The sequence below is a fragment of the Paenibacillus sp. FSL F4-0087 genome, assembly GCF_038020215.1.
GTDB classification, from domain to species: Bacteria; Bacillota; Bacilli; order Paenibacillales; family Paenibacillaceae; genus Paenibacillus; species Paenibacillus taichungensis.
Map to the genome: position 1 here is coordinate 4,483,507 of NZ_JBBODJ010000001.1, position 16,507 is coordinate 4,500,013.

Here is a 16,507-nt window from a genome sequence, read left to right on the forward strand (position 1 = left end):
GTTATGACACCCAAAGAATTAGACGATACCTTGCGCAAGCATGGCGTCTGCCACTTTCAGGAAGCCAGCGATGTTCGCTCCGGCAAGCAGGTTACCTGCACAGCCGTACTCATCCGCTGCCTGAACACAGCTAGTGTAGATGTCAGACATAATGTCATGCAGCTTGGCGTCCACTTCTTCAAATGACCAGGACAACCGCATGCTGTTCTGCGACATTTCAAGTGCGGACACGGCAACTCCGCCAGCATTAGCGGCTTTGGCTGGTCCAAACAGAACGCCTTCTTTGTGGAAAACGTCAATCGCAGCCAGAGTGGAAGGCATATTCGCTCCTTCACCGATCGCTTTAACTCCGCCTTGCACGAGCAATGCAGCAGCCTGTTCGTCGATTTCATTTTGTGTTGCACAAGGCAGCGCGATATCACAAGGGATAGACCAGATGCCTTCACAGCCTTCGGTATACACGGCATGTGGATGCTCTTTGACATATTCGCTGATCCGCAGGCGATCTACCTCTTTTAATCTTTTTACGGTATCCAGATTGATTCCTTGAGCATCATAGATGTAACCACCAGAGTCACTACACGCCACAACATGAGCTCCAAGCTCCTGAGCCTTCTGAATGGCATAGATGGATACATTACCCGAACCGGAGACAACCACCGTGCTGTCCTTGAAGCTCAGTCCTTTGGATGCCAACATCTCTTTTACAAAGTACACGCATCCGAATCCTGTAGCTTCCTTGCGTGCAAGACTTCCTCCGTACAGCAAGCCTTTACCTGTGAGTACGCCAGCTTCGTGTCCGCCACTGATGCGTTTGTACTGTCCGAACATATAACCGATTTCCCGTGCACCCACACCGATGTCGCCGGCAGGTACGTCCGCATCGGAACCGATATATTTGTACAGCTCAGTCATGAAGCTTTGAGTGAAACGCATGACTTCCAGATCTGATTTTCCTTTTGGATCGAAGTCGGAACCACCTTTACCACCGCCGATTGGCAGGCCAGTCAGGGCATTTTTGAAAATTTGTTCGAACCCAAGGAATTTAACGATTCCCGAATAAACGGAAGGATGGAAACGAAGTCCACCTTTGTAAGGCCCAATAGCGCTGTTGAACTGAACACGGAATCCACGGTTTACTTGTACCTTGCCTTGATCATCTACCCAAGGCACGCGGAACGTAATGACACGTTCTGGCTCAACAAGCTGTTCAAGCAAGCCATTCTCCCGATATTTCGGGTGAGCTGCAATGACAGGAATAAGCGAGTCCAGGATCTCTTTGACAGCCTGATGGAATTCACTTTCCTGTGGATTTCTGGCGATAACCGATTCGTAAACGGAATGAACATACTCTGCGGCAGTTACTTGAGTTGAATCCTTAGTTATAGTCGACACTTTTTCAATGCACTCCTTTATTGTGTTAAAGTCTTGGGATGGCTATTTGTATAAATTGCATAAAAGTTTGTAGTTAAATATACAGGAAACAAAATAAAAATACGAGATGAAAACCCATAAAATGTTTTTTATGACGTTATTAAAATCTTCTATGGATCTGTCATATGATGTAAAGGTTAAGTTTGGAAGCTGGATTGACGCCCTTTTTATCATTATACAACGCAAAGTTAACAGAATAGCTGGATTAAAAAATTTGTTTTGGTAAGATGGTAGTAAGACCGCGGTATCCGTGGTTTTTTTATCTATATGAAGGAGGAGAACAACATGATGAAGAAAAACATGCGAATCAACATGGAGAACAGGGCTTGTATAGGAGGTGAGATTTATTATGAACCATAGGACCTCCTTTCAAAATTGCAGAGAAATGCTGGTGAACCAGCTCATTATATTCGGTGAAGAGAAAAGAACATTTCTCGACGCCTATTTTGACGTGCGTGACCCGGAACGTTCGCAGATGGAAAGGCTGCTCGCAAACTATACGACATGTGTGGAGAAGCTGCTCCTTGGTTCGGATGAAGCTCTGGAATCGGTGGTACTTATCGGTAGTTTGATCCGTTTTGAGTACGTTGACTTCCATACATCTGATTCATTCACCATTGTTATGCCAGATGACGCGGACCCGGATGCGGGGCATATTTCATTCCTCTCCCCTGTGGGGCGGCAATTATTGCTTGGGCTCAAGGGAGAAGTGAGGTCGATTAATATACCGGCTGGCTCCATGCGAGTACGCATTACGGATATTACGTTAAACAAAGAGTCCTTGAATCGGATGTCCACTGGGGGTGCAGATCATGCACTTTAAAGAGACGGATTTGCCGGGAATTGGACGCAAGTATTGGCTGCACACACGAAGCGGTGAGCATCTGGTCATTGTCATCCATAATGACGAGCGACGTGACCTGTTTCACATGGAATCAGGCGATTCACCTGAAGAACTGGGAGATATGGTGTCACTGGTCACACTGGATGATGATGAGGCACGTGCGGTTGCTGCTATTGTCGGTGGCATGACGTACAAACCAACCTTTCAGGATGAGCGTGAAGTTATGCTGGAGGGACTGTTAATTGAGTGGCTCCGTATTGAGCCGCATTCAGAGAGCATAGGAAGAACGATCGGAGAACTGAATATTCGACAGGCAACAGGAGCAGTTATTCTAGCTGTGGTGGAGAAGAACAGGACGAAGCAGTTTAATCCAGGTCCGGACTATATCTTTACCGCGGGGGCTACGGTTGTTGTCGCTGGTGAACGGGATCAGATCAAACTGTTAAAACAGTTGTTATCCAATGGACGGCTCTAGCCTATGGATATGCTCATATTCGAAGTGGGAATTGCCGTTGCGCTGATTACACTTACGGGGCTAATATCTGCAAGATTACGATTTTCGGTCATTCCTTTCTATATTCTGATTGGTATGGCTGTTGGACCGCATGCACCACAGATCGGCATTGTGGATTTGCGTTTTATCGAAAGCTCGGAATTTATTGAATTTATGGGCAGGCTGGGTATCCTGTTTTTGCTCTTTTATCTGGGATTGGAATTTTCGGTCTCCCGCCTGATGAAGTCAGGCAAAGCCATTCTGACCGGAGGTATGTTCTACGTTGGCCTTAACTTTGCTTCCGGTCTGCTGCTGGGATGGTTCATGGAACTGCCACTCAAAGAAACATTAGTTGTCTGTGGTATTATGACGAGTTCTTCCACAGCTATTGTGGCTAAAGTACTCGTGGATCTGAAGCGCACGGCGAACCCGGAGACGGAGATTATTATGGGCATGATCATGTTTGATGATCTATTCATCGCCATCCATATATCGATTCTGACGGGGCTTGTACTTAGTGGGGCTACCTCATTCCTCAGCGTCTTGCTCGTATCCCTGTCTGCGCTGCTCTTTATTGTGCTATTTCTGATCATAGGCAGGAAAAGCATCAAATATATTGATAAGGCACTCAACATCAAGTCATCGGAGTTATTTCTGCTTACGGTTATGACGCTGCTCTTTTTGGTGGCTGGTTTCTCGGAAACGTTGCATGTAGCCGAGGCGATTGGAGCTCTGATGATGGGGCTGGTTCTGGGGGAATCCAGACATGCCAGCCGAATTGAGCATCAGATTATGCCCTTCAAAGATTTCTTTGGGGCCATCTTCTTTTTCAGCTTTGGCCTGACTATTGAACCCTCGACCCTTGGCGGGGCTGTTGGCATGACCGTGATTGCCGTTATTCTGACCATTGCCAGCAACTATGGTGCGGGCATGATTGCTGGCAGACTCTCTGGGATGACTCCCAAGGCTTCTCTCAATGTGGGATTCACGCTCGTATCCCGTGGAGAGTTCTCTATCATTATGGCGAACATCGGTAAGGCAGGAGGCCTGATGGCATCCATTCAGTCTTTTGCCGTGTTATATGTGTTGATTCTGGCAGTGCTTGGCCCGATCCTGACGAAAGAATCACCTTGGATCTACAGTCAATACGCTCGCTTGAGGAAAAGAATGAGGGGGAAAGAGACGGGATGAATTGTGCATCTGTTTGCCACGTCTTTACAGCGTAGGTTGGTAAACAGATGCAAACACGTATTGAATCTAATCCATTGTTTAACCGTAAACGCCACACTGCTTGGAGTATATCTCTCCTTGGTGTGGCGTTTATTGTCCCCGGACCGGGGAATTCATGAAAGTTGGATTCGAATGTTCTCTATATGAACCGCGACCCCGCCCACTTGAATCTTGGTGATTTCATTGGAAATGCCCAGCGTTAATCTGGCACGAATCTCCGAGGGGCGGTTCATGGTGTATCCTTGTCTAATCGTATAGGTTGTATCGTGGGGATCTGAAATTTGGTTGTTTTTATGTAAATAACAGAGTAAAGCACCGTTAGATGTACCTGTTGCGCTCTCTTCCGGGATATCGTAAAGGGGAGCGAAATTCCGGCATTCTGCCAGAGTACTCTCTTTATCTGGTTCGAGTGCAAATACGTGATAACCTACGACATGGTTAGCTTTGCTAATTTCAGCGATAAGCTTAAAATCAGGAATGATTTTTGACAGCACATCAACATGGTTAACGGCAATCAAGATATCGCGCAGTCCGGTAGATACGATCTGTACAGGTAATTCAGCGTGTAAATCATGTGTAGAAATACCCAGAGAATCTGCAATGTCTTGTCGGTCAACGATCTCTCCAAACTCCGGAAGCGCCTGAGACAGATAGACTTCACCATTGTTGTGGACAACGAATTCAAGTATTCCGGCTAACGTCTCCAGCGTGTGTACACCTACATCAACGATATGCTGTGCTTTCATTAAATAAAATAAGGCAATCGTTGCATGTCCGCATAGATCAACTTCATCACTAGGGGTGAAGTAACGAACTTTGAAATCAGCCTGATCCGATGGCATAACAAACGCGGTCTCTGAGAATCCAACTTGTCTGGCAATCTCTTGCATCTGGGAGTCGGACAAGTGTCCTGCTTGTAAAACAACGCCTGCGGGATTTCCGCCTAAAGGTTTATCCGAAAATGCATGTAACGTACTTACTTCAATTTCCACAATCCTACCTCGCTTGTTCAGTTATTTAGGTTCAACTGTACTACATTATATCATGGTTACTAATCAGGCTTGTGAACCCAAACCTGCTGCGAATTCATGAATATAGGTCAAATGAACGTCCGGGAAGGGTAATGAAGAAGGAGAGTAAACGATAATGCTATGGAAAGGCTGGGATCTCTAATGAGAGCAATTGTGATTGAAAAGTTCGGTGGAGCAGAACAATTGAAGGAAAAGGAAATGCCCAAGCCGGCATGTGGAGTGAATCAGGTGCTAATCCGCATTCATGCTACTTCTGTGAACCCGGTGGATTTTAAAGTTAGACAAGGCCATATGAAAGAGTCAGCGGATTCTTTTCCACTTATATTGGGCGGGGATGTTGCCGGTACGGTGACTGATGCGGGTTCGAATGTGGCAAGGTTCAGAGCGGGAGATCGCGTATTTGCTCGTCCTCGTCATTTCGGGACTTATGCAGAATATGTGGCCGTGGATGCGGACATCATTGCCCGTATTCCGGAAAATCTGAGCTTTGAGGAAGCAGCTTCCATACCTCTAGCCGCCATGACGGCCTGGCAGGCACTTGTTGACCATGGACGGCTTGCCAAAGGGCAGAAGGTTCTCATTCACGCGGGAGCAGGTGGTGTAGGAACCTTTGCTATTCAGATTGCCAAATATCTTGGCGCTGAAGTGGCTTCCACGGCGAGTGAATCGAATGAAGAGTTGCTTCGTTCGCTGGGAGTGGACCATTTTATCAATTATAAAAAAGAAGACTTCTCGGAGATTCTCTCCGGGTATGATGTCGTGCTGGACACGATGGGTGGCGACATTCAGCGTAATAGCTTCAAGGTATTGAAGGCCGGTGGACATCTGGTATCGCTTGTGGAACAGCCGGATGAAACGCTGGCTAAGGAAGCAGGTGTAACGGCCAATGTGTTCATGATGGAACCCAAAGGGGATCAACTCGATCAGTTGGCTGAGCTCGCTGCTGAGGGCAAGCTGAGACCTATCATTGATGAGACATACCCCTTGAGTGAACAAGGACTGCGTGAAGCACACGAAAAAAGCGAAACCCATCATACACGCGGGAAACTGGTCATTCGAGTAGAATAGGTGAGGATTAACGTTAGTTCTTTAAATTAGATTTTTGTTTGCGTACACCTCCTAAAATTGACATTGGACATAACCTTATGGGGAGCCGGTGATATTTTAGGAGGTGTATTTTTTATGCGGAAAAAGAGCACCAAATAATATAATTTGAAAGAATGGAATATTACGGTATATACTTGATTTAAGTGTTGAAAGGAATGAGAACGATGTAGTCTATGAAGACTTAGATCCTAAGGCCAGATCTCCGCCTTAATTCAGATATGAGTGAGGTAGGAGTAAATAAACCTTAGGAGGATCTATAATGAAAAATAATATTTGGACAGGTCATAAAGTTAGATTACGTGCAATTCTCCCAACTGATTGGGATAAGTTCCACAATAATGATTCTGATTCTGACTGTGCTAGACTTTGCGATGTAATAAATTTCCCAAGATCGGAAGATGGTACAAAAGCTTGGGCTGAACACCAGGCATCCGGTGGTCCTGATGGGGATAAAATTATGCTCGCGGTCGAGACTTTAGATGGAGTATTAGTGGGAAGTATAAGTTCGAATAACTGTGATACCCGCAATGGAACTTTTACGTACGGTGTTGCTATCTTTAGAGAATTCTGGCGCAATGGTTATGCTTCAGAAGCTATAAAGATATTGTTGCGATATTACTTTGAGGAATTACGCTATCAGAAAGTTACCGCACATGTTTATGCTTTTAATGAAGGTTCATTAGAACTTCATGAGCGTCTTGGATTTGTCCAAGAAGGGAAACTCAGAGATATGTTATTCACTAATGGACAGCATTACGATGAGTATCTCTATGGTATGACTAAAAGTGAATACTCGAAAATGAAGATATGAGAGTAGGCTACCCTAGTGGTAGCCTTTTTTCGAATAACGATAAACGAAAAATTTAACTCTGAGCCGGGATGTAGGCGGAATGATTTCTTTAGTTGAGGCTCCGATTTGTTGATGTTCATTTTCAAATGTAACTCTCAGAACATGATCCTCTAAAAGGGGTCTCTTATATAGCATAAGAGACTTCGATGAAAGTGATATTTCTGCTAAAAGAAGCAATTTATTCTTATGTAGCCTATTTACCTTTACCATACGGCAAATCTGTTCCAGTCATTAAACCCACGATATGAGCTAATTGATTATTATCAAATTAAAAAAACTTTACTGACGGAAGATGTCAGTAAAGTTTTTTTATACTAGGGGTATCGACTAGAAGGGAAGTGCACTATGCATACAAAAAAAGCATATCTTTATGTATTTGATACGATGTCAGACTGGGAGGTAGGTTACTTAATTGCTGAATTGAACTCGGGAAGGTATTTTAAGAAAGGGCTGGCGGCGATAGAGGTGGTTGCTGTTGGCGTTGATAAAAGTCCGGTGACTACCATGGGGGGATTGGAAATATTTCCTCGCATTTCAGTTGATGAGTGTAAGTTGGAAAGTACGGATGTATTGATTCTTCCAGGCGGGAATACTTGGATGGAATCCATTCACGAGCCAATATTGAAAAAAGCTTCGACATCTTTGGAAAAAGGTCATGTTGTTGCGGCAATATGTGGTGCAACCGTTGGACTTGCGAGGGTGGGATTGCTAGACTCCAGAAGGCATACAAGCAACGATCTGGAATATTTGAAAATGATTTGTCCTCATTACATTGGAGAAAAATACTATGAAATGGTACCGGCCGTAACGGATGGCAATTTAGTTACTGCATCGGGCATAGCTCCTTTGGAATTTGCGATGCATGTATTGAAGGTGCTCGATGTATTTACACCGGAGACTTTAGATTCATGGTTCAATCTATATCAGACTCATGAAGCGAAATACTTCTTCGAGTTAATGAATTCTATTAAATAGCTGACATTTCGATATGTTCGCATGGAGTGGAATAAGATATAATAGTAACAATTTATTCCATTCTATGTATGAGGTGATTCGGATGTCCAATGAGCTCATTCAAGCGATTCAATTATTAAAAGAAAAGAAGTGGGTGGATCTGACCCATACGTTTGGACCGGAATCTCCGCATTTCTCAGCTTTTGATGCTGCAGCATTCGATACGTTGTTTAATCACGATCAAGGTTTCTTTGCCCAGAGTTTCAGATTTCCTGGTCAATATGGTACGCATCTGGATGCGCCAATTCACTTTGTGCGGGATACCCGGTATCTCGATGAACTGGGGTTGAAGGAGCTTGTGCTACCGCTGGTGGTCATTGATCAATCTGAGGCTGTTGAGAGCAATCCGGATTTCACGCTGGATGTCGATCATATTCTTGAGTTTGAAAAAGAACATGGCGTTATTGAAGCTGGCAGCTTTGTAGCACTGCGTACCGATTGGAGCAAACGCTGGCCCAGTCATGAAGCATTCGACAACAAAGATGCTGAGGGAAACAGTCATGCACCCGGATGGTCAGTCAGTGCGCTAATGTTTTTATTCGAGGAAAGAAAAATACAGGCGATCGGCCATGAGACCTTCGACACTGATTCAGCTGTAGACTATCAAAAGAACGGGGCACTTCTGGCAGAATATTATGTACTTGCCCAGGATACATATCAGGTAGAGCTGTTAACGAATCTGGATCAGGTACCAGCCAAAGGTGCGGTGATCTTCAATATCGTACCTAAGGCCGAAAAGGCGTCCGGCTTTCCAGTGCGCTCGTTTGCTATTTTACCGTAAAACAAAGTTGAACTTAGTATATTGCAAAGGACTCACACACAGTTCTTTCCGAATGATTCGCATAAGTAAATAACTAGGGAGGTGTATTCCTCCTCTAATTGTTGAGAAACCCAGGTCATTTCTACGACCTTGGGTTTTTCTTCTGTTCAGCTAGAACTGCTGATATGGAATACTCCTATGGGCAATTGGATCAATCTTGTGTTAACATGTGCACTAACTAACCCAATAGCATGATTAAGAAGGGGATACCATGTCCATTCGAATAAAAATGTTGCTGTCCTTCACGGGTATGCTCGTCATAAGTCTGCTGTTCATCCTGCTTACAGCTAGTCTGTATACGATTGCTGCAACAGGCGATCTGCAGGGTTTTCGCGATATTTACAAAGTACATTATCAGGTGAATCCACTCACGGAACAGGGAGAATCGATCTTTCAAGAGATGAAGTTTCTGGCCAAAAATGATCCAGACGAGCTGCAGAACAAGGTTTTGCTGCGCGAGTACGACATGAAGCTTCGAGCCGAGAAGTCTGGGCTATACGTCAGACGGGAGAATAACCAGATTTTCGAATCGTTGACCTTCAACCAGCCAGAACTGAAGCAAGCACTGCCTGCCTATGATCTCAACAATTATCAGATTCGCAGCACCTTTAATATCAGTGAGCGATTCTATGCATATGCGAAATTTGATTTTCAATATTCAGATGGAGAAAGAGGAAGTATCTTCGTTATTCGTGAGAGAAGCCCATTTGCAGAGCTTACTCGCAAGCTGCTACCTGTGATGTCACTCCTGCTCATCGGCGTTCTCATTATCGCGAACCTGCTCTTATTCCGCTGGATCACTCGCAGCTTTATTAAGCCATTGAATCAACTGCGGAGCTCAGCCGAACATATTAAAGATGGGAATCTGTCCTTCAAGCTCCAACTTAGCTCCAATGATGAAGTTGGACAACTCAGCGAAGCGTTCGAGAGCATGCGGACTCAATTGCAGCGCTCCAATGAGTTGCGACAGCAAGACGAAGCGAATCGCAGAGAGCTCATCTCCAATATTTCGCATGACCTTCGCACACCGATCACCAATATTAAAGGTTATATTGAGGGGATTCGTGACGGAGTGGCCAACACTCCGGAAAAAATGGAATCATACGTTAATATCATTCACTCCAAAGCAGTTAGCATGGATAAGCTGGTGGATGAACTGTTTCTGTATTCAAAGCTCGACTTGAATCAGGAACCTTTTCTGTTTAAAGTGGTAGACCTTGTCGATTTCCTGGAAGACAGCATTGAAGAGCTCAGATACGATCTGGAGGACAAAGGAGTGGCCTTGGATTGGGATAATCGGGCATCTGGATCGGTCATGGCATCTGTTGATCTGGATAAATTAAAACGCACCGTTGTCAATGTAGTGGATAATGCCCTCAAATATATGGAGAATGAACAAAAACGATTCGGGATTACACTTCAAGCAGATGACGAATGGACTACGATAGCCTTTAAGGATAATGGCAGAGGAATACCGGAAGAGGCGCTGCCTTATATATTTGAACGCTTTTATCGGGCAGAGCAATCTCGCAATTCCTCAACAGGCGGAAGTGGATTGGGGCTGGCGATTGCCCGCCAAATCATTGATGAACACGGAGGCTTCATCTGGGCGAAAAGCAAACCCAATGACGGCACGGTCATTTATATCAAACTAAAACGGTTGAATGAAGAGGAGGAGATTAACGGTAATGACAAACATTTTGATTATTGAGGACGAAACAACGATTGCGGAATTGGAACGGGACTATTTCGAACTCAACGGATTTTCTGTAGAGCTCTGCCATAACGGAGATGAAGGGCTTAAGCTGGCTCTGGAGGGGAGTTACAATCTAATTATTGTTGATCTGATGCTTCCTGGCTTGGATGGCTTCGAATGTTGCAGGCGCATTCGTGAGGTGAAAGAGGTGCCGATCCTTGTCGTCTCCGCGAAGAAGGAGGAGATCGATAAGATTAGAACGTTCAATTTGGGTGTTGATGATTTTATTACGAAGCCGTTCAGTCCAAGTGAGTTGGTTGCAAGAGCGAAAGCTCATTTGACCCGATATGAGAGACTACTTGGCAAAAGTAAACCAGCCGAACAAGATGAAATCCACATTCGTGGGCTTCATATCGATAAGGGAGCGCGCCGCGTTTTTGCTAATGGCGAAGAGGTAGCAATTACAACGAAGGAATTCGATCTACTCGTATTTCTTGCGAGTCATCCGAACCGTGTATTCAGCAAATCCGATCTGTTCGAGCGGATCTGGAGCATGGATTCCAGCGGAGATATTGCGACGGTTACCGTCCATATTCGTAAACTGCGTGGGAAGCTGGAGGCAGATCCGAAAAATCCGGAATATATTGAGACCGTCTGGGGTGCGGGCTACCGGTTCACCGTATAAGTTTCGAGAAAAATTAGATTGAGTTTATAGTTTGTTAATATTTTTGTCCTTGGGAGTTTCTTTTTGTCCTCTATTCTATAGATACAGGCAACTTCAACCTATAGAGGAGGAATTCAAATATGAATCCTATAACCCGAAAAATGGCCACATTTTTAACGATAACTGCATTAGGCACAGCAGTATTCCCGCTAACTACCAATCAAGCACATGCAGCTACATACGTTACTAACGTTGCAGCTACAGCGACACAGCTTACCAACCAGCAGATTGAGGTCGCCATCAAGGAACTGAACAGCTTGGGGATCATGAACGGTTATGCCGATCAATCCATGGGTGAACATAGAGCCATTACTCGTGCAGAATTAGCATCACTGGTATTCAAAACGTTTAATCTGGAGGAGAAGAAAGGAGAAAGCGTTGAATTAACGGACGTTAATCCTGACGCGTGGTATGCACCGTATGCATCAAAGCTCGTTGAACTTGGCATCATGCAGGCGAATAACGGACAATTCAATCCACACAGTCAAGTGACGGATGCAGAACTCGAACAGGTCGTATCCAAAGCGATGCAGCGTGACGTGAAATCCGTTCACCATTGGATGAGCACGTTCTATTCCGAGAACGGTTCGACCACACGCGGGGAAGCAGCGGTACTGTTGCAAACGGCCCACCAGGCTATTCCTTCGGGGCAGGCTCAAATCCAGAGCGTTAGATCGCTCAATGCCATTACGTTAATTGTGACGTTCGACAAGCCTCTGACAGCAGCGGATGAAGTATTTGCTAAGGCACAAACCAATTTTGCGCTTAGTGGTGGGTTGACATTGACCAACATGCCTCGTCTGAAAACAGGGTCCATCGCAACCTACATCGTTCCAACGTCCGTTCAACATGCAGGTGAAGTGTACAGTCTCACTTATAAAGGCCACGATGCTGGTTCCTTTGAAGGCAGTGGCACGAAACTAAACATGACGACGGCTAGTCAAATAACGAATGATACGTTCGAGATTGAAGCACTGCAAGAGAACGGTGTAGTGGATTATGGCTATATCATTTCAGCTTACAGCGGTGGTCGAGGGGCTAATGCGTTTGTGTTGAATGACCAAGAACAAGCAGGAGGCAAAACGTATCAAATTATCTCCTCCATGCAGGCAAGACAAGTCGTGATTACGCCAGAAGGTGGCGAGCCAATCGTTGCCAAATATGTTCCGTTCACGCAATCGACAGATGGCAAACAAGAACCGAAGTTCCGTTTGCCTGAAGGACAAACATTGCAATCCGGTGTGACATATACGGTTTCTTCTGACTGGGCGAACATCAATAACGCTTCATTCACCGCAAGGTCGTTTGATTCGTTGGAGGTTGCGAGTGCCCGAGCTGTGAGTGAAACTTCAGTTGAAGTTACGCTGGCGCAAGATCCTGGAGATGAACTGTTCTCAGGTCGAAGTGTAACATTAACATCACCTAACGGTGACGTTCTGACAGCGACATATAAATATTCAAGTCGGAAAGGCGCCACGGGCGTATTCGACCTTGTTAATGATGGTACGTTAATCTCAGGCACGACCTATACAATAAGTCCAGTTGGGGATTGGAGTGTCGCTTCTTCGGTAACAGTGACACTGTAGTAAGGGAGGCAGTATGAATAAGTCGCTGATTATAATTATCTTAATAAGCAGTATGTTCGTCGTTCAAGGTTGCGTACCTGAAGTGAGAAACGACTCGAAGGTGGAGGAGAAGTTATCAACTTCCCCGGATGAGCTGTTGTTGAAGGCAGCAGAGGGAAGAGACACCGAAAGTATTGAAAAATGGATTCAAGAGGGCGCCAATATCAATGCTCAGGATCAGAGCGGAAGAACAGCTGTTATGATTGCAACGTACAACAATGATCTGGCATCAGCCACAATGTTAATTGAAGCGGGTGCAGATGTTAATGTACAGGATGATATGAAGAATAACCCATTTTTGTACGCTGGCGCTGAAGGGTACTTGGATATTTTGAAGCTGACGATTGAGGCGGGAGCCGATCCAGCGATAACGAATCGATATGGAGGAACTGCACTGATTCCGGCTTCGGAGCATGGATACGTGGATGTGGTACGAGAACTGCTGACCCAAACGTCAGTGAATGTGGACCATATTAATCAATTGGGATGGACAGCACTGCTGGAAGCGATCATTTTAAACGATGGCAATAAAATACAGCAGCAGACGATTCAATTACTCATTGATCATGGAGCAGACGTAAACCTTTCGGATCGTGATGGTGTGTCCCCACTCATTCATGCTAAGAATAAAGGCTTCAAGGAAATCGAACTGATTTTGGTCCGGGCTGGTGCGAAATAAAGCATCGTTTTTATTTTGCATAATTCAACTTTCTTGCTCCAGGGTAGAGAATGTGGACAAGAAGTAGTATCCTGATCTATACAACGTCTAGACGAATAGGCATTCATATAAATAATAAAGGAGGCGTAGTACGCCTCCTTTTTATGTGGTTACTTTTGATCCGAAGAGGGATCTTGATTGAATCGTTGTGAAATTTTCTTCTCTGTCTTCTTACGCCGAACCCAGCGCTTGAAGATACTTTCTTCTTTTCTTCCCTGAAGTGTTTCCTTCATGCCTTGGATCATAAATTCGGATCTTCGTCTGTCGTCCCGACTAATCTCGCGTAGTTCCTTAATAAATTTGTCGTCCATATCTGCCTCTCGCTCATTAAGTATATCTCTATTATACCGAACGTACGTTCTTTTATCAAGTTTTACCATTATCGAATTTTTTGGGATGATTTTAGTGAGAAAGAGCACAGGATTCAGCCCTCTCCATATGAGAAAATGGAGTAGAACGTTCAGTAAAATCTGTTTCATGTCTGGAGGGTGAGGGATGAGAACTAGTGATGATGGAATGAAGCGTGAATGTGTACCTGAAAGATCGTGGGCGCTCATTATGATGCAGGGGTTCCTGGCCATTGGTGCGATCATTGGAGGGGGAGCACTCATTATCGATCCATCGGGAGATCTTGTCAAAATGCCGGATTCATTGTTGGAACATTCCCCGTTTGGCAGTTTTCTGATCCCGGGGATTATACTATTGTTGGTTCTTGGTGTTATGCCAATGATCATTGCCATTTCACTCCTTCGTCGCATTCACTGGGAAATAGGTGAAAAGCTGAATCTCTACTCCAATCAATACTGGGGATGGACGTTCTCTTTATATACGGGATTTGCTCTGATCATCTGGATTATGATACAGGTATACTGGATCCAGCATGTATCCGTCATCCATCTGGTCTATTTTGCCTGGGGGATGGTGATCCAGATCGTCACTCTGTTGCCTGACGTACAACGAAGGTATCAGGCAGACTGCTCATCATAATATATTCTTTCTATAAAACAAAACGGCTGTCATCCGGATCTTGGAGTGATCCAGTTGACAGCCGTTTATCTTTGTTGTTACTTGGAAGCCTGGTAGGCGCTCAAAAATTCTTTCACTTTTGCCGGATCGGACTTCAATTCATTCCCGGTCTGCACGAGTGGACTTACTGTAGAGTATGCCTTAAGTTTGTTGTTTTTGTAGAACTGCAAAATGTCATCCTGATTGATGGAGTAGAGCACGGATTTTCTCAGATCACTGCTCTTGGCAACTTCCCGATTGGCTGTGTTGAACAACAGATAGGAAACCGCATTGCTCGGAATGCTCTGCAATTGCAATTTGCTGTCATTTTTGATGATGTCATACTTTGTTTCGGATACTCCGTAGTACAGGTGGATTTCACTGCTGCGAAGAGCAGACAACGCACTGTCAGCATCGGCGATGAAACGAACATTCACCTGAGAGATTTTGGGTGCATATTCGGAGCCTTTACGGTAGCCGGGATTCTGATAGAATACACCTTCGTAATCATTTTTATATGCCAAGATATATGGGCCGCTGGCATACAGGGTGTTGTTGTACGCAGCACCTTCAGTCACGGTATTCTGATCGCCGTAAGGAATGTCTTTATTCACGTCAAACGAAGCTACATCATACGTATTGATGCTCTCAACCTGCTTTTTGGACACAATGCCAGCAGATTGGTGAGCCAGATAGTTCAATACTTGCGGGAAAGGTTCCGTGGTTGTAAGTTTCACAACTTGATACTTCCCGGCAGCGTTATCGGCTTTGTTTTTGTCCGCGACCAGTTCCGTAATTTTGGTGCCAAGCCCTTGTTCCAATGCTTCTTTAACCGTACCGCTGCCACTGGATTGCTGAACGGATTCCAAGGCGCCCAGATCGGTTACCAACTCGGCTTCCTTGATATGTTCGTGCAGGCTGTATGTCCGGTGATCCGGTACGGAATCTTTGTTTTTGGCGCGATCGAGAGAGAAGATGACGTCATCTGCACCGACACGTTCTCCCGTATCTACCGCTTTTTTATTATCAATCTTGGCAAAGTTGATATCGTCTCTGAGAATGAAGTAATACTCCGAGTTCCCCTCAGCAATGCTGAAATTGTGGGAGAGGGAACCCTCTGGTGTAAGTTGATCGTCATCTGTCAGGTTAACGAGACGTACATACATGTTGGTGTTCAGTTGGTTGATGGAACCGTCATTTCCTTTGATCGGGTCAAGGGAAGTCAGGACGGAAGCAGTTTGTGTCAGAATTAATGGTTCTTTTGTATTTTTGGAGCTGTCTTTGAATTCAATCGGTTCCCATGCCATGGCGCGGGATTTGGACAAGCGAACGGTGTCTACATTGAGAATGTCTTTGTTCACAGCCTGACTTTTCAGGGAAATGTACAACGGAGCGATATAGGCCTGATCGGTTACCAAGCGATCCTCCAATTGTTTATACGTATCCTTGTATTCGTCCGGAGTCTGAGTAGCAGCCTGGTCAATAAGCTTATCGATTTCTTCATCAGCCAGAATGCTGTAGTCTCCGCCTGTTTTGAAAAGTGAACGAACTGCATAGTCCGGATTCCCGGTTACCGTTGTCCAGCTGGACAGCGCAATATCATAATTGCCTGCATCCTGCTGGGATTTGTAGCTGCCGTAATCCGGCTGCAGGTTCAGCTTAACATTAAAGCCATTCTTGGTGAGTTGGTCCCGGATAATGTTCACGTCATTTTCGGAAGAGCTCTGAGCCAGTAATTCGATGTCTACCGGTTTTTGGTTTTGCGTGTTTTCTGTTGTATCCGATGGTGAGGATTCTGACTGGGATTCCGTCTTGGTCTTCACACTGCAACCGGAGACCACAAGGACAAAAGTTAATAGTAGTGCTATCAGCATACGTTTTTTCATGAAAATACCTCCAGATAAGTTCATAATCAT

At 45.0% G+C, this 16,507-nt stretch carries 16 protein-coding genes; 12 read left to right on the top strand and 4 right to left on the bottom strand.

Going from position 1 to position 16,507, the window contains the following annotated elements:
- Positions 1 to 18: 18 nt before the first annotated feature.
- A complete protein-coding gene (gdhA, locus tag MHB84_RS20610; RefSeq protein ID WP_076287928.1) occupies positions 19 to 1,395 on the bottom strand; it encodes an NADP-specific glutamate dehydrogenase in 1,377 nt (458 codons plus the stop codon).
- Between the two features lie 388 nt (positions 1,396 to 1,783).
- Here gdhA and MHB84_RS20615 point away from each other — a divergent pair, with 388 nt between their 5' ends.
- Genes MHB84_RS20615 through MHB84_RS20625 form a run of 3 tightly spaced genes read left to right on the top strand, consistent with a single transcriptional unit; the run spans position 1,784 to position 3,962 of the window.
- Positions 1,784 to 2,257 (top strand): GreA/GreB family elongation factor, encoded by a 474-nt coding sequence (locus MHB84_RS20615; protein WP_076287929.1) that lies wholly within the window; start codon positions 1,784 to 1,786, stop codon positions 2,255 to 2,257.
- Positions 2,247 to 2,753 (top strand): cation:proton antiporter regulatory subunit, encoded by a 507-nt coding sequence (locus MHB84_RS20620; protein ID WP_076287930.1) that lies wholly within the window; start codon positions 2,247 to 2,249, stop codon positions 2,751 to 2,753. The genes MHB84_RS20615 and MHB84_RS20620 overlap by 11 nt, the downstream gene beginning before the upstream one ends.
- 3 nt (positions 2,754 to 2,756) lie before the next feature.
- Positions 2,757 to 3,962 (top strand): cation:proton antiporter, encoded by a 1,206-nt coding sequence (locus MHB84_RS20625; protein WP_076287931.1) that lies wholly within the window; start codon positions 2,757 to 2,759, stop codon positions 3,960 to 3,962.
- Between the two features lie 152 nt (positions 3,963 to 4,114).
- Here the strand turns inward: MHB84_RS20625 and MHB84_RS20630 are convergent, their stop codons facing one another.
- Positions 4,115 to 4,993: a PhzF family phenazine biosynthesis protein gene (locus MHB84_RS20630; protein ID WP_076287932.1), complete on the bottom strand. Its 879-nt coding sequence runs from the start codon at positions 4,991 to 4,993 to the stop codon at positions 4,115 to 4,117.
- Between the two features lie 180 nt (positions 4,994 to 5,173).
- Between MHB84_RS20630 and MHB84_RS20635 the strand changes: the two genes are divergently transcribed.
- The 8 genes from MHB84_RS20635 (at position 5,174) to MHB84_RS20670 (ending at position 13,547) form a co-directional block, all read left to right on the top strand.
- A complete protein-coding gene (locus tag MHB84_RS20635; protein ID WP_076288278.1) occupies positions 5,174 to 6,100 on the top strand; it encodes an NADP-dependent oxidoreductase in 927 nt (308 codons plus the stop codon).
- Between the two features lie 298 nt (positions 6,101 to 6,398).
- A complete protein-coding gene (locus tag MHB84_RS20640) occupies positions 6,399 to 6,950 on the top strand; it encodes a GNAT family N-acetyltransferase (protein WP_076287933.1) in 552 nt (183 codons plus the stop codon).
- 384 nt (positions 6,951 to 7,334) lie between these two features.
- Positions 7,335 to 7,964, top strand: a complete 630-nt coding sequence (locus tag MHB84_RS20645; RefSeq protein ID WP_076287934.1) for a type 1 glutamine amidotransferase family protein — start codon at positions 7,335 to 7,337, stop codon at positions 7,962 to 7,964.
- 82 nt (positions 7,965 to 8,046) lie between these two features.
- Positions 8,047 to 8,784 (top strand): cyclase family protein, encoded by a 738-nt coding sequence (locus MHB84_RS20650; protein ID WP_076287935.1) that lies wholly within the window; start codon positions 8,047 to 8,049, stop codon positions 8,782 to 8,784.
- Positions 8,785 to 9,034: 250 nt separating this feature from the next.
- Positions 9,035 to 10,534, top strand: coding sequence for a sensor histidine kinase (locus MHB84_RS20655; protein ID WP_076287936.1), 1,500 nt, complete (start codon positions 9,035 to 9,037; stop codon positions 10,532 to 10,534).
- Entirely contained in the window at positions 10,512 to 11,204 is a 693-nt protein-coding gene (locus MHB84_RS20660; protein WP_090903764.1) for a response regulator transcription factor, read from the top strand. Before MHB84_RS20655 ends, MHB84_RS20660 begins: the two co-directional genes overlap by 23 nt.
- A 119-nt stretch (positions 11,205 to 11,323) precedes the next feature.
- The gene (locus MHB84_RS20665) at positions 11,324 to 12,829 is read left to right on the top strand and encodes an S-layer homology domain-containing protein (RefSeq protein WP_076287938.1); all 1,506 of its coding nucleotides are present in this window, start codon (positions 11,324 to 11,326) and stop codon (positions 12,827 to 12,829) included.
- Between the two features lie 13 nt (positions 12,830 to 12,842).
- On the top strand, positions 12,843 to 13,547 hold the full coding sequence (locus MHB84_RS20670; RefSeq protein ID WP_083678784.1) for an ankyrin repeat domain-containing protein: 705 nt from the start codon (positions 12,843 to 12,845) through the stop codon (positions 13,545 to 13,547).
- Positions 13,548 to 13,696: 149 nt separating this feature from the next.
- On the opposite strand, the gene MHB84_RS20675 is transcribed toward MHB84_RS20670, so the two are convergent.
- Positions 13,697 to 13,897, bottom strand: coding sequence for a hypothetical protein (locus MHB84_RS20675; protein ID WP_063565515.1), 201 nt, complete (start codon positions 13,895 to 13,897; stop codon positions 13,697 to 13,699).
- Between the two features lie 184 nt (positions 13,898 to 14,081).
- Here MHB84_RS20675 and MHB84_RS20680 point away from each other — a divergent pair, with 184 nt between their 5' ends.
- The gene (locus tag MHB84_RS20680; protein ID WP_076287939.1) at positions 14,082 to 14,573 is read left to right on the top strand and encodes a hypothetical protein; all 492 of its coding nucleotides are present in this window, start codon (positions 14,082 to 14,084) and stop codon (positions 14,571 to 14,573) included.
- Positions 14,574 to 14,650: 77 nt separating this feature from the next.
- Here the strand turns inward: MHB84_RS20680 and MHB84_RS20685 are convergent, their stop codons facing one another.
- Positions 14,651 to 16,477 (bottom strand): ABC transporter substrate-binding protein, encoded by a 1,827-nt coding sequence (locus MHB84_RS20685; protein WP_076287940.1) that lies wholly within the window; start codon positions 16,475 to 16,477, stop codon positions 14,651 to 14,653.
- Positions 16,478 to 16,507 lie beyond the last annotated feature (30 nt).